The sequence below is a fragment of the Pseudoalteromonas sp. S2721 genome (genome assembly GCF_005887425.1).
Classification (GTDB): domain Bacteria; phylum Pseudomonadota; class Gammaproteobacteria; order Enterobacterales; family Alteromonadaceae; genus Pseudoalteromonas; species Pseudoalteromonas simplex.
In genome coordinates this window covers 1-15,874 of record NZ_PNCZ01000042.1, presented here as the reverse complement: position 1 = coordinate 15,874, position 15,874 = coordinate 1, and the positions used below count along the sequence as shown (strand labels likewise).

The 15,874-nt window shown below is 40.9% G+C and carries 15 protein-coding genes; 12 read left to right on the top strand and 3 right to left on the bottom strand.

The window, feature by feature from the left end:
* Positions 1-51 precede the first annotated feature (51 nt).
* A complete protein-coding gene (locus CWC02_RS15935; RefSeq protein ID WP_138619287.1) occupies positions 52-2,331 on the top strand; it encodes an acyl-CoA dehydrogenase in 2,280 nt (759 codons plus the stop codon).
* Positions 2,332-2,389: 58 nt separating this feature from the next.
* Here CWC02_RS15935 and CWC02_RS15930 read toward each other — a convergent pair whose 3' ends face one another.
* Positions 2,390-4,762 (bottom strand): EAL domain-containing protein, encoded by a 2,373-nt coding sequence (locus CWC02_RS15930; RefSeq protein ID WP_138619284.1) that lies wholly within the window; start codon positions 4,760-4,762, stop codon positions 2,390-2,392.
* A gap of 191 nt (positions 4,763-4,953) precedes the next feature.
* Between CWC02_RS15930 and pyrC the strand changes: the two genes are divergently transcribed.
* The 10 genes from pyrC (at position 4,954) to CWC02_RS15880 (ending at position 14,073) form a co-directional block, all read left to right on the top strand.
* Complete coding sequence (pyrC, locus tag CWC02_RS15925) at positions 4,954-6,000, top strand: dihydroorotase (protein ID WP_054551562.1); 1,047 nt, start codon at positions 4,954-4,956, stop codon at positions 5,998-6,000.
* A gap of 340 nt (positions 6,001-6,340) precedes the next feature.
* Positions 6,341-6,550, top strand: coding sequence for a cold-shock protein (locus tag CWC02_RS15920; RefSeq protein WP_036967526.1), 210 nt, complete (start codon positions 6,341-6,343; stop codon positions 6,548-6,550).
* 408 nt (positions 6,551-6,958) lie between these two features.
* Positions 6,959-7,573 carry a response regulator transcription factor gene (locus tag CWC02_RS15915; protein WP_082389172.1) on the top strand — a complete coding sequence of 205 codons (615 nt, stop codon included), beginning with the start codon at positions 6,959-6,961 and terminating at the stop codon, positions 7,571-7,573.
* A 466-nt stretch (positions 7,574-8,039) separates the two neighbouring features.
* A complete protein-coding gene (locus tag CWC02_RS15910) occupies positions 8,040-8,810 on the top strand; it encodes a DUF3450 domain-containing protein (RefSeq protein WP_054551560.1) in 771 nt (256 codons plus the stop codon).
* 6 nt (positions 8,811-8,816) lie between these two features.
* Positions 8,817-10,181: a MotA/TolQ/ExbB proton channel family protein gene (locus tag CWC02_RS15905; protein WP_054551559.1), complete on the top strand. Its 1,365-nt coding sequence runs from the start codon at positions 8,817-8,819 to the stop codon at positions 10,179-10,181.
* Complete coding sequence (locus CWC02_RS15900; protein ID WP_054551558.1) at positions 10,181-10,705, top strand: MotA/TolQ/ExbB proton channel family protein; 525 nt, start codon at positions 10,181-10,183, stop codon at positions 10,703-10,705. The genes CWC02_RS15905 and CWC02_RS15900 overlap by 1 nt, the downstream gene beginning before the upstream one ends.
* Before the next feature lie 14 nt (positions 10,706-10,719).
* Positions 10,720-11,124 carry an ExbD/TolR family protein gene (locus tag CWC02_RS15895; RefSeq protein ID WP_054551557.1) on the top strand — a complete coding sequence of 135 codons (405 nt, stop codon included), beginning with the start codon at positions 10,720-10,722 and terminating at the stop codon, positions 11,122-11,124.
* The gene (locus CWC02_RS15890) at positions 11,124-11,741 is read left to right on the top strand and encodes an energy transducer TonB (protein ID WP_054551556.1); all 618 of its coding nucleotides are present in this window, start codon (positions 11,124-11,126) and stop codon (positions 11,739-11,741) included. Before CWC02_RS15895 ends, CWC02_RS15890 begins: the two co-directional genes overlap by 1 nt.
* 11 nt (positions 11,742-11,752) lie before the next feature.
* A complete protein-coding gene (locus tag CWC02_RS15885; RefSeq protein ID WP_054551555.1) occupies positions 11,753-13,012 on the top strand; it encodes a tetratricopeptide repeat protein in 1,260 nt (419 codons plus the stop codon).
* A 56-nt stretch (positions 13,013-13,068) separates the two neighbouring features.
* On the top strand, positions 13,069-14,073 hold the full coding sequence (locus CWC02_RS15880) for a hypothetical protein (RefSeq protein ID WP_138619282.1): 1,005 nt from the start codon (positions 13,069-13,071) through the stop codon (positions 14,071-14,073).
* A gap of 14 nt (positions 14,074-14,087) precedes the next feature.
* Here the strand turns inward: CWC02_RS15880 and CWC02_RS15875 are convergent, their stop codons facing one another.
* Together CWC02_RS15875 and CWC02_RS15870 are read right to left on the bottom strand one after the other, a co-directional pair.
* Positions 14,088-14,423 carry a TraR/DksA family transcriptional regulator gene (locus tag CWC02_RS15875; protein WP_054551553.1) on the bottom strand — a complete coding sequence of 112 codons (336 nt, stop codon included), beginning with the start codon at positions 14,421-14,423 and terminating at the stop codon, positions 14,088-14,090.
* A 51-nt stretch (positions 14,424-14,474) separates the two neighbouring features.
* Positions 14,475-15,452: a tRNA-dihydrouridine synthase gene (locus CWC02_RS15870; protein WP_138601652.1), complete on the bottom strand. Its 978-nt coding sequence runs from the start codon at positions 15,450-15,452 to the stop codon at positions 14,475-14,477.
* Positions 15,453-15,625: 173 nt separating this feature from the next.
* Between CWC02_RS15870 and CWC02_RS15865 the strand changes: the two genes are divergently transcribed.
* Positions 15,626-15,874: HvfA family oxazolone/thioamide-modified RiPP metallophore (locus CWC02_RS15865; protein WP_502705408.1), on the top strand; the 249-nt coding region annotated here is incomplete at its 3' end.

Genomic DNA, 15,874 nt, shown 5'->3' with positions numbered 1-15,874 from the left:
GGCACGATCAGTCATACTTGAACCAGTTAAATAAAATAAAAGGATTGCACAATGACGACCGTAATCATTCTGTTACTAGTTGCTGTGATTGTAATTTTTGCTGTGAAAGACATTCGCATCAATCTTGTCACACGACCTACGTTTAGACTATTTAAAAAAGTTTTGCCGCCGTTATCGCAAACAGAACGTGAAGCTATGGAAGCGGGTGATGTTTGGTGGGACGGTGAGTTATTCAGTGGTAACCCTGATTGGCAAAAGCTGCATCGTTTTCCTAAACCTGAACTCAGCGAAAAAGAGCGCGCATTTATGGGTGAGCAAGTCGAAACTTTGCTAGCCATGCTTGATGATTATCAAATCGTGCAAAAAGATAAAGACCTACCAAAAGAAGTGTGGGACTACCTAAAAAAAGAAGGATTTTTTGCACTAATCATTCCTGAAGAATTTGGTGGCCGAGAGTTTTCAGCCATTGCTAATTCAACCATTGTATCGAAAATTGCCACTAAGAGCTTAACCGCTGCGGTCACCGTTATGGTCCCCAATAGCTTAGGTCCTGGCGAATTGCTTCTTCATTACGGTACCAAAGAGCAACAAGAGCGTTGGTTGCCAAGCCTAGCTAAGGGCGATGATGTGCCTTGTTTTGCATTAACGGGCCCTGAGGCTGGGTCTGATGCAGGCAGTATTCCTGATACTGGGGTGGTTTGTAAGGGCATGCATAACGGTGAAGAAGTGATTGGCTTAAAACTTAACTGGTCAAAACGTTATATCACCCTTGCGCCAATCGCCACAGTACTGGGTCTTGCATTTAAAATGTACGATCCTGAAGGTTTATTGGGTGATAAAAAAGAGCTTGGTATCACGTGTGCACTTATTCCGACAGATCACGAAGGTGTGCAAACAGGTGAGCGTCATTACCCGTTAAACATGGCATTTATGAATGGCACAACGTACGGTAAAGATGTGTTTATTCCGCTTGATTGGATCATCGGTGGCGAAAAGGGCGCAGGTAGAGGTTGGCGCATGTTAGTTGAATGTTTAAGTGCGGGCCGCGGTATTTCGTTACCGGCACTTAGTACGGCAACAGGTCACTTGGCTTCAAGAATGACATCAGCCTATGCAACCGTTCGCCAACAATTTGGTGTGTCGATTGGCCAATTTGAAGGTGTTCAAGAAGCACTCGCTCGCATTGGTGGTTTAACTTACACCTTAGAATCAGCGAGGCTAATGACCGCAGGGGCGATTGATTTAAAACTAAGTCCATCTGTGGTTACCGCTATAGCTAAGTACCATATGACTGAAATGGGCCGTACAGTTATGAACGACGCGATGGACATTCATTCAGGTAAAGGTATTCAAGTCGGGCCGAATAACTATTTAGCCCATGGCTATATGGGGATCCCGGTATCGATTACCGTTGAAGGTGCAAATATTCTGACTCGTAACTTGATGATATTTGGTCAAGGCGCTACCCGTTGTCATCCGTTTGTTTTAAAAGAAATGGAAACAGCAGCAATGGAAGACCAAGATGTTGCTTTAAAAGAGTTTGACTCATTACTACTGCAACATATTTTATTTGCAGGCAGTAATGCAGGTATGGCATTTGTTCACGGTTTAACGCGAAGTTACTTCGCTAAAGCCCCTGTCTGTGGCGCAACCACTGGTTACTATAAACAGTTAAGTCGCATGAGTCGTGGTTTAGCATTTTGTACTGACGTTGCGATGCTAGTATTAGGTGGTGAGTTAAAGCGCAAAGAGATGATTTCGGCGCGTCTAGGTGATGTGCTTAGCCATTTATACCTTGCTTCATGTGTATTGAAACGCTACGAAGATGAAGGACGCCAGCAAGCTGACCTACCATTTGTGCAATATGCCGTTGAGCATTCGTTATTCTGCATTGGTCAAGCATTCGATGGCTTCTTTAAAAACTTCTCTAACCCAGTGGTTAATTTTTTACTAAAACGTATTGTGTTCCCTCTGGGTAATCATTACCACCGTCCAAGCGATGAGTTAGCACAAACAATGTGTGAGCACATGAGCAAACCAGGGGTCTTTAGAGACAGATTAACCCATCTTTGTTATGTTGATGAAAATGCAGGCACGGGTGTCATGGAAAATGCCTTTTTAGCCATGATTGACACCCATGAAGACTTTAAGCAGCTTCGTAAATGGCAAAAAGAAGGCACTATTGCCAAAAACCTTGAACTTGAGGGTGCAATTGCCGCAGCGGCAGAGAAAAACTTGATAAACGAAACCGTTGCAGAGCGTATGAATCAAGCCAATGAGCTACGTAAACAAGCGATAGCCGTTGATAATTTCGCCCCCGGAGAGCTGTAACTTCTTGCCAAGTTGAAATAAATAAAGCCTTGCATTTGCAAGGCTTTTTTATACTAGCTTATACCAATCCGTGAGTGATGACTTTTTCTGCTTCGCTGGCTGGCATTGGTTTCGCTTTTAAGAAGCCTTGACCAAACTTACATTGCGTTTGTTTTAAGATTGCCAATTGTTTTTCTGTTTCAATCCCTTCCGCAACAACATCGAGTTTTAACGACTGTGCTAACGATAATATGGCATCCACCAAGGGGTTGTGTGCTTTATTTAAATGATCGATAAAGCTTTTATCGATTTTTAAAATATGGATAGGTAATTGGTGTAAATAACCAAGCGCTGAGTAGCCAGTACCAAAATCATCTAAGCACAGTTTAACTTCAAGAGGCTCAAGGCCCTTAATGATTTTTGTTGCTAGCTCTAAATTACCAATTAGCCCAGATTCAGTGATTTCTAAGCACAGCGAGCCTAAAGGGAGTTTGTATTTAGAGTACAAAGCATGGATTTGCGCGACGAAGTCGAGACTTGCAAAATGACGTGATGACACATTCACGGTAATTCGGCCAAACGCTTTACCTTTACTTGCCCACAGTGCGATTTGCTTTGCCGCGAGTTCAAGCAAGTGTAAATCTAAGTTAATAATTTGGCCTGTGTCTTCTGCAACGGGTATAAAATCATTTGGCGAAACAAAGCCTTTACTTGGGTGATGCCAGCGCACAAGCGCCTCAAAGCCGACAACCTGTGCATCTTGAATAGCAAAAATTGGCTGGTAGTAAAGTTCAAAGTCGTCATGTTCAATACCATGCTGTAAATCATTTTCTATATCCGCATGGTTTTTAAGCTTTTTACGCATGGTATTGTTAAAAAACTTAACTTTACCGCGGCCTGATGACTTCGCCTCGTACATTGCAGCATCAGCATGCTGTAGTAGCTTATAAGCTTGATCGCGACTACTTTCACAAAACGCAACACCAATACTTGTGGATGCCTGAAGTAAGTGGCCATCAATATCAAGAGGCTCAGCGAGAACCTGTTGAATTCGTTCAAGGGCATCTTTAATTTGTTGTTTATCGGTGATGTTCTCCATAAAAATGGCAAACTCATCGCCCCCTAAGCGGGCAAAGGTATCGGTATTGCGGATGGTACCTAAGATTAACTCACAGATTTTTACCAAAAAGTGGTCACCAACCTCATGACCTAATGAATCATTGATACTTTTAAAACGGTCAAAGTCTAGATAGAGCAGGGCATGTTGGTGGCGCTTATCTGCTCTTGCCAAACGAAGGATCGCATGTTTAATACGCTCTATTAATAACGAGCGGTTAGCAAGGCCGGTTAATTCGTCGTGAAGAGCTCGGTGCTCAAGCTCTTGTCTTGATAATTGGCGGTCTATCGCCATGCTAATTTGGCGGCTCACATACGTGAGTAAGGCACGGTCATGTTCGTCATAGTGATAGCTTTTACTGTAACTTTGTACGGCGATAACACCACTAATACGCTCATTTACTTTAAATGGCACCCCTAGCCAAGACTCGGCCTGACGACCAACCATTTTAAAATGACCCGCATCAATGTGTTGTTGAAATTCTTCTTTCGTAAAAAGTAAAGATTGGTCGATGTTTAATAAATAATAAGATGCGGTGTCTTTTAGTTGTTCTTTCGATATTTTCTTATGGGCGTTAGAACGCACGCCTTCTTCGATAATATAAACTAAATCAAGCACATCGAGTTGCTTGTCATACAGGCCAATAAAGAAGTTATCAGCCCTCAGTAAAGAGGTAATAATGCCGTGTAAAGATTCAAAGAAGCTATCTAGCTCGCTTGATTGATAGGTTAAGTTAGCGATTTGCAGCATCGAGCGTTCTAGCTTTTGTGCATCGTTTAACTGCATCACAGTTTGCTGTAAGTCTTCTACGGTGCGAACTTGATTTATCTTGGCACTGAGTAAGTGGGCGACAGTTGATAAAATCTCTAAATGCGTATCATTGTAGTAATGTTTTTGCGGGTGCTCACAGTCAATGACACCCAGTACTTTTTCTTTGTAAACTAATGGTACGCAAAGCTCAGAAAGAGCAGGGCGAGAATCGGCAATATAACGCGGGTCTTGACTGACATCGCCAATCATTAACGGTTTACCAGTTCTTGCGACATAACCCGTAATACCTTGATCAAAGCTAATTTCTGTTCGGTCGATATGGTAAGTATCATGGCTACTTGCCGTGCCAATAGACGCCATTTCTTTTAGGGTACGTGTTTTATCGTCTGCTAGGTAAATGACACACTCTATAAAGCCCAGGCGGCTCACTACCTCTGATGTAACATATTCGAGTAACTCTTCAACTGTATCTAACTGCATTAGAGAAGATGAGAACTGATTAATAATATGTAATTGGTCTGTTTTGACTTCAAGTGCAAAAGCCGTGTCTAAACTCTTAGGCATAGAATAAAAGGTAACCAAAATGTTGTATTAATTTATTACGTTAACCTACTATCAAACTATCCACAAAGTTATTTTCAAAAAAAACGTATACTGGTGTAAACTAGGCACCTGAAAATGAACTTGGGTAAATAAGCGAGGTTATTTGCTCAATGTTTATGCTATCCCCCTAACTTTAGCCGTGGAAACAAGCAATGTCAGATTTAAATTCGATGCAAACTCTAACAATTACACGCCCAGATGATTGGCACATTCATTTACGTGATGGTGAGCAACTCGTTGATACCGTTCGTGATGCAAGCCGTTACATGGGGCGAGCAATCATCATGCCTAACCTTGTTCCACCGGCAACTTGTACAGACACTGCATTATCTTACTATGAGCGAATTAAAGCTGCGGGCCCACAAGGTAACTTCGAACCATTAATGGTGCTTTACCTAACAGATAAAACTACGCCAGAAGAAATTAAAAAAGCTAAGGCAACAGGTAAAATTGTTGCTGCTAAACTGTACCCAGCTGGCGCGACGACCAACTCAGATTCTGGTGTGACATCAGTTAAGAATATTTACCCTGTACTTGAGGCAATGCAAGAAGTAGGGATGTTACTGTTAGTACATGGTGAAGTAACCGATTCATCAATTGATATTTTTGACCGTGAGAAGGTCTTCTTAGATACAATTTTAGCGGATGTAGTAAATGACTTTCCGAGTCTTAAAATTGTGCTTGAGCACATCACGACAAAAGATGCGGTAGAGTTTGTTAATAATGCACCAGAGAATGTTGCTGCAACCATTACTGCTCATCACCTTCTTTATAACCGTAATCATATGCTAGCAGGTGGTATTCGCCCGCATTATTACTGCTTACCTATTCTAAAGCGTAACATTCACCAACAAGCGTTAATTGGTGCTGCAACAAGCGGCAGCAAAAAGTTCTTCTTAGGTACTGACTCTGCACCACATTACAAAGACAAAAAAGAAGCGGCCTGTGGTTGTGCTGGTGCATATACTGCACATGCAGCTATTGAGCTTTATGCTGAAGCGTTTGAAGAAGCGGGTGCTTTAGACAAGCTTGAAGGTTTCGCGAGTCACTTCGGTCCTGACTTTTACGGTATGCCTCGAAACCAAGATACCATTACACTAGTAAAAGAGAGCTGGACAGTACCAGCTAGCTATAAACTAGGCGATTCAGAAGTGGTGCCAATCAAAGCAGAAGCACAAATGGACTGGCAAGTTAAGTAAGTTTTAGCAAGGTCTAAATCGAGAATAAAAAGCTCATCTATTTGATGGGCTTTTTTCATTTATAATTAATTGTTTATAAATAGTACTGTCATATATTTTTGTTTGAGCGGTTGACCTTAAAATTATTTTCGATTAATAGAGCTAAAAGCTATTTAATGTGTTAGTCTTAAATTGCTTTGAGTTTTTGCGTATTGAATTTACGGATAATGTGCGGCTGTACGGTTACCGGTTTGGTTATTGGTTCTTCCTGTACTTTACCCCAAGTTTATTGGGCATTCACTCAGGGAGGATAGAGCCATTATGGCTGAATTTTAATAATTGACTTACAGGAAAATTTGGTATGTCAAACACGGTTACTGGTAAAGTTAAGTTCTTCAACGAAGCTAAAGGTTTCGGTTTCATTGAACAAGAAAATGGCCCTGATGTATTCGTACACTTCAGCGCTATCACAGGTACAGGCTTCCGCACTCTAAGCGAAGGCCAGCAAGTATCTTTCGGCATCAAACAAGGTCAAAAAGGCCCTGAAGCTGAGAACGTAGAAGTAGCATAATTTATTATGTGAACCTAAGCATTTTGGTGAAACAGTTTCTGTTTCACCAAAATTCATTTACTCCCAAAATATCATACAGTTGTACCTAAACCTATTTAAACCTAAAGTATTGTGTTAGCCTTTTTTAATAGGTAATTCTTCTAGAACTTTCTCAACTATTCCTTTAAAGCTACTCTCGATATCTAAAGTACTATATGCTCTTAGACTTAGTTAATTAAACATGACATTGATCGTTGTGTAAGTGAAGAATTTGATCTAACGAGAAAATTTAGTACTCATTTTCAGAGATTGTAGATTTTTTTACCAACATCTGAATTTCCCGCTAAACTTAGTGATATATAAGACAGCGGTAATTTAAATGAGCAATAAAATACTCGTTTGATAGATATAATGAAGGTTTGCTAATTGATGAGCATAGGAAATAATATACTTTTGGTAGACGATCACCCGATGGTGGCAACAGCAATTAAAATGGTTTTATCCAAATCGACCTTAGTTAACGAAGTTCAAGCTGTTGGAAGTCAAAAAGAAGCACTACAATTTTTAAAAGCTAATAATGTAGCGTTAGCTATATTAGATATTGAGTTAGAAGACTCAGATGGTTTTAGCTTATACAAGCGGGCTGTTAGTGCAGGGTTTACTGGCAAAGTGTTATTCTTATCAGCTAAGCAAGATAAGCATATTATACGCACTGCAGCAAAGTTGGGAGCGCAAGGCTTCGTTAACAAAGCTGAAAGCCTTGAAGATATTTCTTCTGCAGTTGAAATGATCTTGCGTGGTTACACCTTTTTTCCGCAAGAGCATTTAATTGCTTCTGAAAAAGACATTGACGAGTTACTCACTGAGCGTGAACTCGCCGTAATGAATTACCTATTGCAAGGGCTATCGAATAAAGACATTGGTGAAAAACTTTTCATCAGTAACAAGACCGTCAGTACTTACAAAACAAAAATATTTGAAAAGCTTGAGGTTGATTCAGTTATCTCATTAGCTAAGCTAGTAAAAGACCGCGCCGTGTTCTAATGGCGGCAGTTATAAGTCAAGATTAAATCCCGTTTAATGTTTAGTAAGCAGTTTGCTTGCTTATTAAACATTCCCTGCCTGTAAATGCATAAAAATTCTTCTAATTAGATTTTTTAGATGAAAAAACTGAATTTTTTTTTCATTTTTCTTTACCGCTTTTTGATTTCAATAAATGTTACATTTATGTTTAAGTTTGAACGGAATATGAATGTGATGATTGTTACTAAAGGGCTATAGAAGCCTTACAGATGTGTGGCTGTTATATTTTTGTTAATTCGTTGTTTTGGTTATTTTCATATCAACGACGAGTCACCAAATTTTTCCGATGAAAGCCGAACATCAAGTTGACAGACTCAGATGCATTTAGCATTATTGGAGGGTTGATATCTATTAAAAGATATCAGGGTTGTCCTCTTCGGAGGGTAATTAAATTATAAAAGTAACATTACTTAATTGGTTGGGAACTATGTCTGTTAAAATCAGAAAGAGTCTTGTAGCATCAGCGTTGGTTGGCGCTTTTGCATTTGCAAGCAGCAATGTGATTGCAGATCCTTTGAAAGATGTGCAAGATGCAGGTCAACAAATTCAAAAGGCTGCTGTTAAGTCTCAAACTAAAATTGACAATGTATATGGTCAAACTCAAGAGCTAATCGCTGAGTACCGTAGCGTTGTTGACGAAACTGAGCTAATGAAGGTTTACAACGATCACGTAGCACGTTTGGTCGCTGACCAAAACGCTTCAATCGAATCGTTTGACCGTCAAATCGCAACTATCGATAACACGAAACAAAACGTTGTGCCTTTGATGTATCGCATGATCGATACGCTTGAGCAATTCATCAAAGCGGACGTTCCGTTCAATCTTGAAAACCGTCTAGCACGTGTTGAAAGACTTCGTGACATCATGGCGTCAGCTTCAGTTACTACATCTGAAAAATTCCGCCAAGTTCTTGAAGCTTACACTGTTGAAACTGCATACAGCTCAGCTGTAACTGCTTCTCAAGGTACTCTTGAGATCGATGGTAAGAGCATCAACGTTGACTTCGGTCGTTTAGGTCGTATCACTTACGTAGCTCAGTCTTTTGACCTTAAGCACGCGTGGGTGTGGGATAACAACACTAAACAGTGGAAAGAATTAGGTGAAGAATACCTAAAACCTGTTAAAGAAGTTATCCGTATGGCGCGTAAACAAGCGACATTAGAACTTGTTAAACTACCAATTTTTGGCGCGGAGTAATCAATAATGAAGAAACTATTTAAAGGTTTTGCTGTTGCAGCAGTACTATCTGTTTCTGCAGGTACCGCGCTTAATGCACACGCAAACACTGATGCTTTAGACAAAATTCTTGAGCAAGTTAAGCAAGAACGTATCTCTGAAGGCAAATTAAATAAGCAACGTGAACAAGAGTTCCTTTCAGCTCGTGCTGACAAGCAAGCGTTACTTAACAAAGCTAAAAGCGACCTAGCTGCTGAAAAAGCACGTGGTGACCGTTTAGCTAAAGAATATGCTCAAAACGAAAATACTTTAGCAGAAAAAGAGCAAGCTCTTTTAAATGCTCAAGGTACTTTAGGTGAGATGTTCGGTGTTGTACGTCGTGCAGCTGCTGATGCAATCGGTTCAATCGAAGCATCACTTGTTTCTGCTGAAAAACCAGGACGTGCTGAAGTACTTCGCTCACTAGCTGCTGCGAAAGAACTTCCAACTGTTCGTGAACTAGAAGAGCTTTGGATTTCTCTTCAAACTGAAATGACTGAGTCTGCTAAAGTTTCAACTTTCGAAACTGAAGTTGCAGGTCTTGACGGTTCATCTTCTGTGAAGAAAGTAACGCGTATCGGTAACTTCAACTTAGTAACTGACGACGGTTATTTAATCTACTCTCCAGAAACTAAAGCGATTCAACCTCTAGGTAAGCAACCTGATAGCTACATCCTAGCGGGTATCAGCGATTTAGAAGGTACTTCTGCAGATAACTACGCTGGCGTATACATCGACCCGACTCGTGGCGCGATCTTACGTATCAACACGCAGAAGAAATCACTAATGGAATACTACGAGCAAGGTGCTGAAGTAGGTTACATCATCACACTATTATTAGTTGTTGGTCTACTTATCTTCATCGTTCGTTTCATTGATCTTGCGCTTACTAGCACTAAGATTAAGAGCCAGCTTAAGAACCTTTCTACTCCGAATACAAACAACCCACTGGGTCGTATTCTTAAGGTTTACGCTGACAACAAGAATCAAGACGTTGAAAACCTTGAGCTTAAACTTGACGAAGCAATCCTACGTGAAACGCCTCGCATCGAAGCTGGTATCAACATCATCAAGATCTTGGCAGCAATCGCTCCATTACTAGGTCTACTAGGTACGGTAATCGGTATGATCCTTACGTTCCAAACAATCACATTGTTCGGTACAGGTGATCCGAAGATCATGGCTGGTAATATCTCTCTAGCACTTGTAACTACAGCGTTAGGTCTAATTGCAGCTCTACCACTTATCCTACTTCACTCAATTGTTGCGGGTCGTAGTAAGTCGGTTCTACATGTCCTTGATGAGCAAAGCGCTGGTATCATCGCTGCTCACGCGGAGAAGGAGAAAGCCTAATGCTAGTCCTGATGGAGATCTGGGAATCTATCAGGGATTTTGTTGGCACAGGCGGCCAGGTATTATACGTGGTCGCGATAGCACTCTTTCTTATGTGGGTTTTAATGATTGAGCGCTATTGGTTCCTACTAGCTGAGTTTCCTCGTATGACGAAGAACATTGTAGCTCAGTGGGATGCCCGCCAAGACACTACGTCTTGGTACGCACACAGAATCCGTGAAGCATGGATTTCTGAAGCGTCTGAAAAATTAGATCAGCGTATGTTGTTGATTAAGACATTAGTAGCTGTTTGTCCTTTAATCGGCTTATTAGGTACTGTAACGGGTATGATCGCGGTTTTCGAAACCATGGCTACTCAAGGTACTGGTAACGCACGTTTAATGGCATCAGGTATTTCAATGGCAACAATCCCAACAATGGCTGGAATGGTTGCGGCACTATCTGGAGTATTCTTTAGCTCACGTCTTGAAGCGAGAGCGAGAATGGCGAAAGCTAAACTTGTAGATAGCATGCCTCATCACTAGAGAGAGAATTAAATATGGCACGTAAACAACGTTTTCGTGAAGAAGAAGAAGCAGCGGTTGACATGACGCCAATGCTTGACATCGTATTTATCATGCTTATTTTCTTTATCGTAACTACATCGTTCGTTAAAGAGGCTGGTATCGAAGTCAATAAACCTAAAGCAGCTGCAGCTACGAAGCAAAAAAATGCAAACATTTTTGTTGCTATCCGCGCTGACGGTGCGATCTGGATTGATAAACAACAAGTAGACGTTGAGCGTGTATCAGCTAAACTTGAAAGTTTATTAGCAGAACAACCTACTGAAGTTGTAATTTTGCAAGCTGATAAAGAAGCAAAACACGGCGTAGTAGTTAAAGTTATGGACCAGATCAAAGCGACGGGTGATAACCTTAAAATTTCAATAGCTGGAGATCAGTAATGATTCGTTTTCTGTTTTCACTGATTGCAGGTGGGGCAGTTACTTTCGGCTTGTTCTACTTCATGGCGTACCTCATCTCCGGTGGAGCTGACCGTGCGACTGAACAAAAAGAACAGATCGTAGTCGAAATTATGACGAATCCGCCTGAATCTAAGGTGCAGGAGAGGAAGCGTGTTCCGCCTCCGCCTCCGCCACCGCCAAAGCAGCCGCCTAAACCGCAGCCGCCTCAGCCGGAAAACAGCAACCCTAACACTGGTGGTTTGTCATTTAATATGCCAAGCATCGATGTGGGTAGCACAGCTGGTGGCCTAAGTGGTCCAGGTGCATTTGGACGTGATGGTGACGCGACACCTATCGTTCGTATTGAACCAAAATACCCTACGCAAGCAGCGCGTGATGGTAAAGAAGGTTGGGTACAACTTTCATTCACTATCAATGAAGTGGGTGGTGTAGAAGATGTTGAAGTGATCGACGCCGATCCTAAACGTATCTTCGACCGCGAAGCTAAACGTGCGCTACGTAAGTGGAAGTACCGTCCGAAAATCATTGACGGCAAACCACAGAAGCAATTTGGTCTTCAAGTACAACTAGACTTTAAACTTAACCAAGGTAACTAAGGAGGCGAGTAATGAGAAATTTATCTAAAGTAACTGCACTTGCGCTTCTTATGTCTCTATCAGGTGTAGCTTTCACTGCACCTGCTTTAGCAGCGCCAGATTACGCGAAGATTGAAGCGCGTAAAAAAGCAAAAACTAAAGTAATGGGCGAGCGCGTTGGTAAAAAAGTTATTAAAGCGTTTGATTTGTACAATGAAGAGAAGCTTGATGAAGCGATTGCGTTACTTAAAGAAATCGATCCTTCGGATGAATTTGATAAGGCAACAGTCGATCGTTACTTAGGTCAAATGTACGCTCAAAAAGAGCAGTATCAATTGGCTATCAAGCATATCGCAGCGGCAGTTCAGCCTGACGTTTTAAATTTTGCTGACCAAGAGCAAGGCTTAAAACTTCTAGGTGATATGTACGCGGGTACTGAGCAATATGCAAAAGCGAAAGAAGCTTATGCAGCTTGGATGGACTTCACAGGTGAGGAAGACGACAAGGTTTATACACGTATTGCGCAAGCAAACTACGAGTTAAAACTTTTCAAAGACGTACTTCCTGCTGCAAACAAAGCAATTGAATTGGCAAAAGAACCTGCAAAGGCTGCTTACCAATTAAAGCTAGCTGCCTATTTTGAACTTAAACAGTACAAAAATATGGTAGGTGTTGCTGAAGAAATTGTTCGTGTTTGGCCTGAAGACAAAAAAGCCTGGGTTGGTTTAGGTAAATACTACCTTCAAACCGAAGACTTCAAGAAAGGTCTAGCGACCATGGAAGTTGCCTATAAAAATGGCTATTTTGAAAACGAAGTTGAATACAAAGTACTTTCTAACTTTTATTCGTTAAATGATATCCCTTACAAAGCAGCAGTTGTGCTTGAAAAGGCAATCAACGAAGAAAAAGTTAAGCGTAACAAGCAAAATATCAGTGCAGTGGCATCTAACTACCACCGTTCTAAAGATATTGAAAAAGCAGCTAAATACTATGAAGAAGCGGCTAAATTTGATGATGATGCTGAGCTTTACCGCAAAGCGGGTTCATTACTTTTACAATCGCAAAATTATAGTGCAGCCGTTGTTCGTTTGAACAAGGCAATAGAGTTAGGTTCTGACAAAAAAGGAACTATTTACTCTGATTTAGCTGAAGCTTATTACTACCAAGAGAAGTATAAGCAAGCTTATAACGCTATCACTAAAGCAATGGACGATCCGCGCACTCGCAAGTTTGCGAAGAGCTGGTCGACCTTCATCAAAGATAAAGCCGCTCGTAACGGTGTAAAAATCTAATTGATGTTGTTTTAAATTAAAAAGCCCCTCTGGGGCTTTTTTTATGGAATTTTAAAATGCTAAGACAGATCGTATTATTAGTTGTCGCAAGTGTGATGCTGATAGCTTGCTCTGAGCAAACATCAGGTTTCAAAACATTTAGTGAAGGGCAGCAAGCGCTGCAAACTATTAATAATTTATTATCGACTCAAGAACAGCAAAGTGAAGCTGCTAGCTGGCCTTTCTCAGAAAGTTATTTGCAAGCACGTCACCAGGCTTATCAAGGACTAAAAACGACGACGTTAGATGTGTCACAACAGGCGCAATTGAACTATTTAATCATTGCTGAGCGTTATCCCGAACGTTACTTTGTGTGGCCTGTACAACGTGATGTTATTAGCCAAGCTCGTTTAGTAGATGACTATTCAGTAAATGAATTAGCTAACTGGCTAGAGTTAGTTGAAACGCAGTTAATTGCAGCTGAGCAAAGCAATCTGAAATTAAATAAAATCGAATTAACGCTTTTACATAATATGGTCAAATCGCACCTTGATAATAGCGATGACAGTGTACAAGCAGCACTAAACAAACTTAATCAATATTTAACTCAATATAAACCGCGTACAAAACTTGGTTTAGTCGGTTTGGCAAATGGTAAAGATTGGTATCAAAGTAAACTTAATTACTTTAGTGGTGAGACTAAGCCGCCTTTAACTTGGTTAAGTGAAATCCAGGCTTCGTTAAAGCAATCGCAGAATGCAGATTTTGTATTACTTGTATCAGACTCTCACGCTAAACCATTAGTAATGAACTATTTTGTAGAAAGTCATCAGCACACAGGTCTTGATTGGCAGCTTGATTATCTCGACCCGCTCAAAAGTAAGCGTAAATTAACACAAGATGAGCAATACTTCTGGCAAGTTATGATGGAAACCGACTTAGGAATTCATTATCACACATGGAGTGAACAGCAAGCACGTGTTAGTTTGATGAAGCGTCTAGGGGTAAATCAGCAACAAGCTGATTGGTTAATTGAGGATATCGTGCTTTATCCTGCGATGAGCTTTATTTTTATAAATTAGTACAGCGCTGCGCTCTATGGAGCGCATCGCCGACAGCGTTGGCTTGCAGGATCTGCAAGTAAACGTTCGTCATCAATTTTTTCTTCACAATCACAGCAATAGCCATACTGCCCAATATCGATTTGGCATAGTGCTGCTTCTAACTTTTCTATTCGAGCAATCAATATTTGATACTCAGAACCGAGATTATTTGCTGTCAGCTCTAACCAGTCTGAAGGGGGATGATCCTTGAGTTGCGATAGCAGTTGCTGATGATAGGCTTGATCAGAATTAGCCAGCATATCCAGTAAACGTTGTCGAACCTGCGCAAGTTCCGCAGATAACTTTGTTTGAATTTCAGTATTGTTCATCGCTTTTCTTCCAAGTGGGCAATACTGGTATTATCAAACAAAATCGATTTGCTAATTATGATTTGTATCAATACTCGGCGCTTTCGCGTACTTTCTTAGTACATCTGCAACTTCGTCTTTGGCTTTTAGGCGGCGGATCTCATCAAAAAGTGCGTTAGCTTGAGGATATTGGCGTTTTAAATAGCCGAGCCATTGCTTAGTACGAGAAGCAAAATACTTTTCACATTTGCTCTCGTCTTGGTGCATAGATGAATGAATAATGTGGTATATCACATGCTCCCATAACATCGGAGTGTAATGCTCGTTTTCTGCATGAGATTTTATTTGTTTTGCTAAATCAGGCATCGCTAATGCACCACGACCAAGCATTAAATCTTGGCAATGACTGCGCTTTTGACAAAGCATGGCATCTTCAACTTGCCAAATTTCGCCATTAGCAACGACCGAAATATTTTTATCTTTGATTAACGGGGGGATTTTTTCCCAGTATGCCGGAGGGTTGTAACCATCTCTTTTAGTTCTGGCATGAATAGCAAGACTTGAAGCACCCGCGCTAACAACAGCATCAACAATTTCTTGGCTATTACTATCATCATCAAAACCAAGCCTAATTTTGGCACTAACTTCATGGCAAGGATCAACAGCATCACGTACGGCTTTAATAATTTCGTACATGTGATCAGGGTCTTTTAACAGTACCGCACCACCTTTACTTTTGTTCACTGTTTTAGCTGGGCAACCAAAATTTAAGTCAATGCCATGGGAGCCTAAGCGTATTGCTTTGACGGCATTTGCTGCCAAAGCATGAGCAACTTGACCTAGCAACTGAATACGCACTGGCGTACCTGCACGGGTATAGCCACCTGTTTTTAGCTCAGGACAATAGCGATGAAACACGCGTTCGGGCAGTGTGTCTTCAACGACACGAACAAACTCTGTTACGCATAAATCAAATCCACCTAAATCAGTTAAGAGTTGTCGCATTTTAAAATCCACAACGCCTTCCATCGGTGCTAAAACTAGTCGCATGATACCTGTTAACTCATCAAAAATTAGGACGCGTATTCTAGCTTTTCTGGATTGTTTTATAAATCGTAATTTGCAATCTTGGCACTTTCAGAAAATAATTATAAAAATTTTGAAAGTAATTTTTAGTTCTCGGGTCTTGTTTAATAACCCTTTATAAAAAAGAGAGTCATCGAATGAACACAGTTAAGAAAAATTCAATTGCATTAACATTAGGTGCGGTTGTAGTAGGTGCGTCAAGTTTTGTAGCAACTGATGCGAGTGCAAACCCATTTGAATTTCAGCAAATGCAAGCAGGCTATCAACTAGATGCCGCAGAAGGTAAATGCGGTGAAGGTAAATGTGGCGGAGATAAAAAAGCAGAAAAAGAAGGCAAGTGCGGCGAAGGTAAATGCGGCGCAGACAAAAAAGCAGCAAAAGCAGTG

Coding starts and splice junctions, on each gene's coding strand:
- CWC02_RS15935 (WP_138619287.1), top strand. CDS start 52: ATGACGACCGTAATCATTCTGTTACTAGTTGCTGTGATTGTAATTTTT.
- CWC02_RS15930 (WP_138619284.1), bottom strand. CDS start 4,762: ATGCCTAAGAGTTTAGACACGGCTTTTGCACTTGAAGTCAAAACAGAC.
- pyrC (WP_054551562.1), top strand. CDS start 4,954: ATGTCAGATTTAAATTCGATGCAAACTCTAACAATTACACGCCCAGAT.
- CWC02_RS15920 (WP_036967526.1), top strand. CDS start 6,341: ATGTCAAACACGGTTACTGGTAAAGTTAAGTTCTTCAACGAAGCTAAA.
- CWC02_RS15915 (WP_082389172.1), top strand. CDS start 6,959: ATGAGCATAGGAAATAATATACTTTTGGTAGACGATCACCCGATGGTG.
- CWC02_RS15910 (WP_054551560.1), top strand. CDS start 8,040: ATGTCTGTTAAAATCAGAAAGAGTCTTGTAGCATCAGCGTTGGTTGGC.
- CWC02_RS15905 (WP_054551559.1), top strand. CDS start 8,817: ATGAAGAAACTATTTAAAGGTTTTGCTGTTGCAGCAGTACTATCTGTT.
- CWC02_RS15900 (WP_054551558.1), top strand. CDS start 10,181: ATGCTAGTCCTGATGGAGATCTGGGAATCTATCAGGGATTTTGTTGGC.
- CWC02_RS15895 (WP_054551557.1), top strand. CDS start 10,720: ATGGCACGTAAACAACGTTTTCGTGAAGAAGAAGAAGCAGCGGTTGAC.
- CWC02_RS15890 (WP_054551556.1), top strand. CDS start 11,124: ATGATTCGTTTTCTGTTTTCACTGATTGCAGGTGGGGCAGTTACTTTC.
- CWC02_RS15885 (WP_054551555.1), top strand. CDS start 11,753: ATGAGAAATTTATCTAAAGTAACTGCACTTGCGCTTCTTATGTCTCTA.
- CWC02_RS15880 (WP_138619282.1), top strand. CDS start 13,069: ATGCTAAGACAGATCGTATTATTAGTTGTCGCAAGTGTGATGCTGATA.
- CWC02_RS15875 (WP_054551553.1), bottom strand. CDS start 14,423: ATGAACAATACTGAAATTCAAACAAAGTTATCTGCGGAACTTGCGCAG.
- CWC02_RS15870 (WP_138601652.1), bottom strand. CDS start 15,452: ATGCGACTAGTTTTAGCACCGATGGAAGGCGTTGTGGATTTTAAAATG.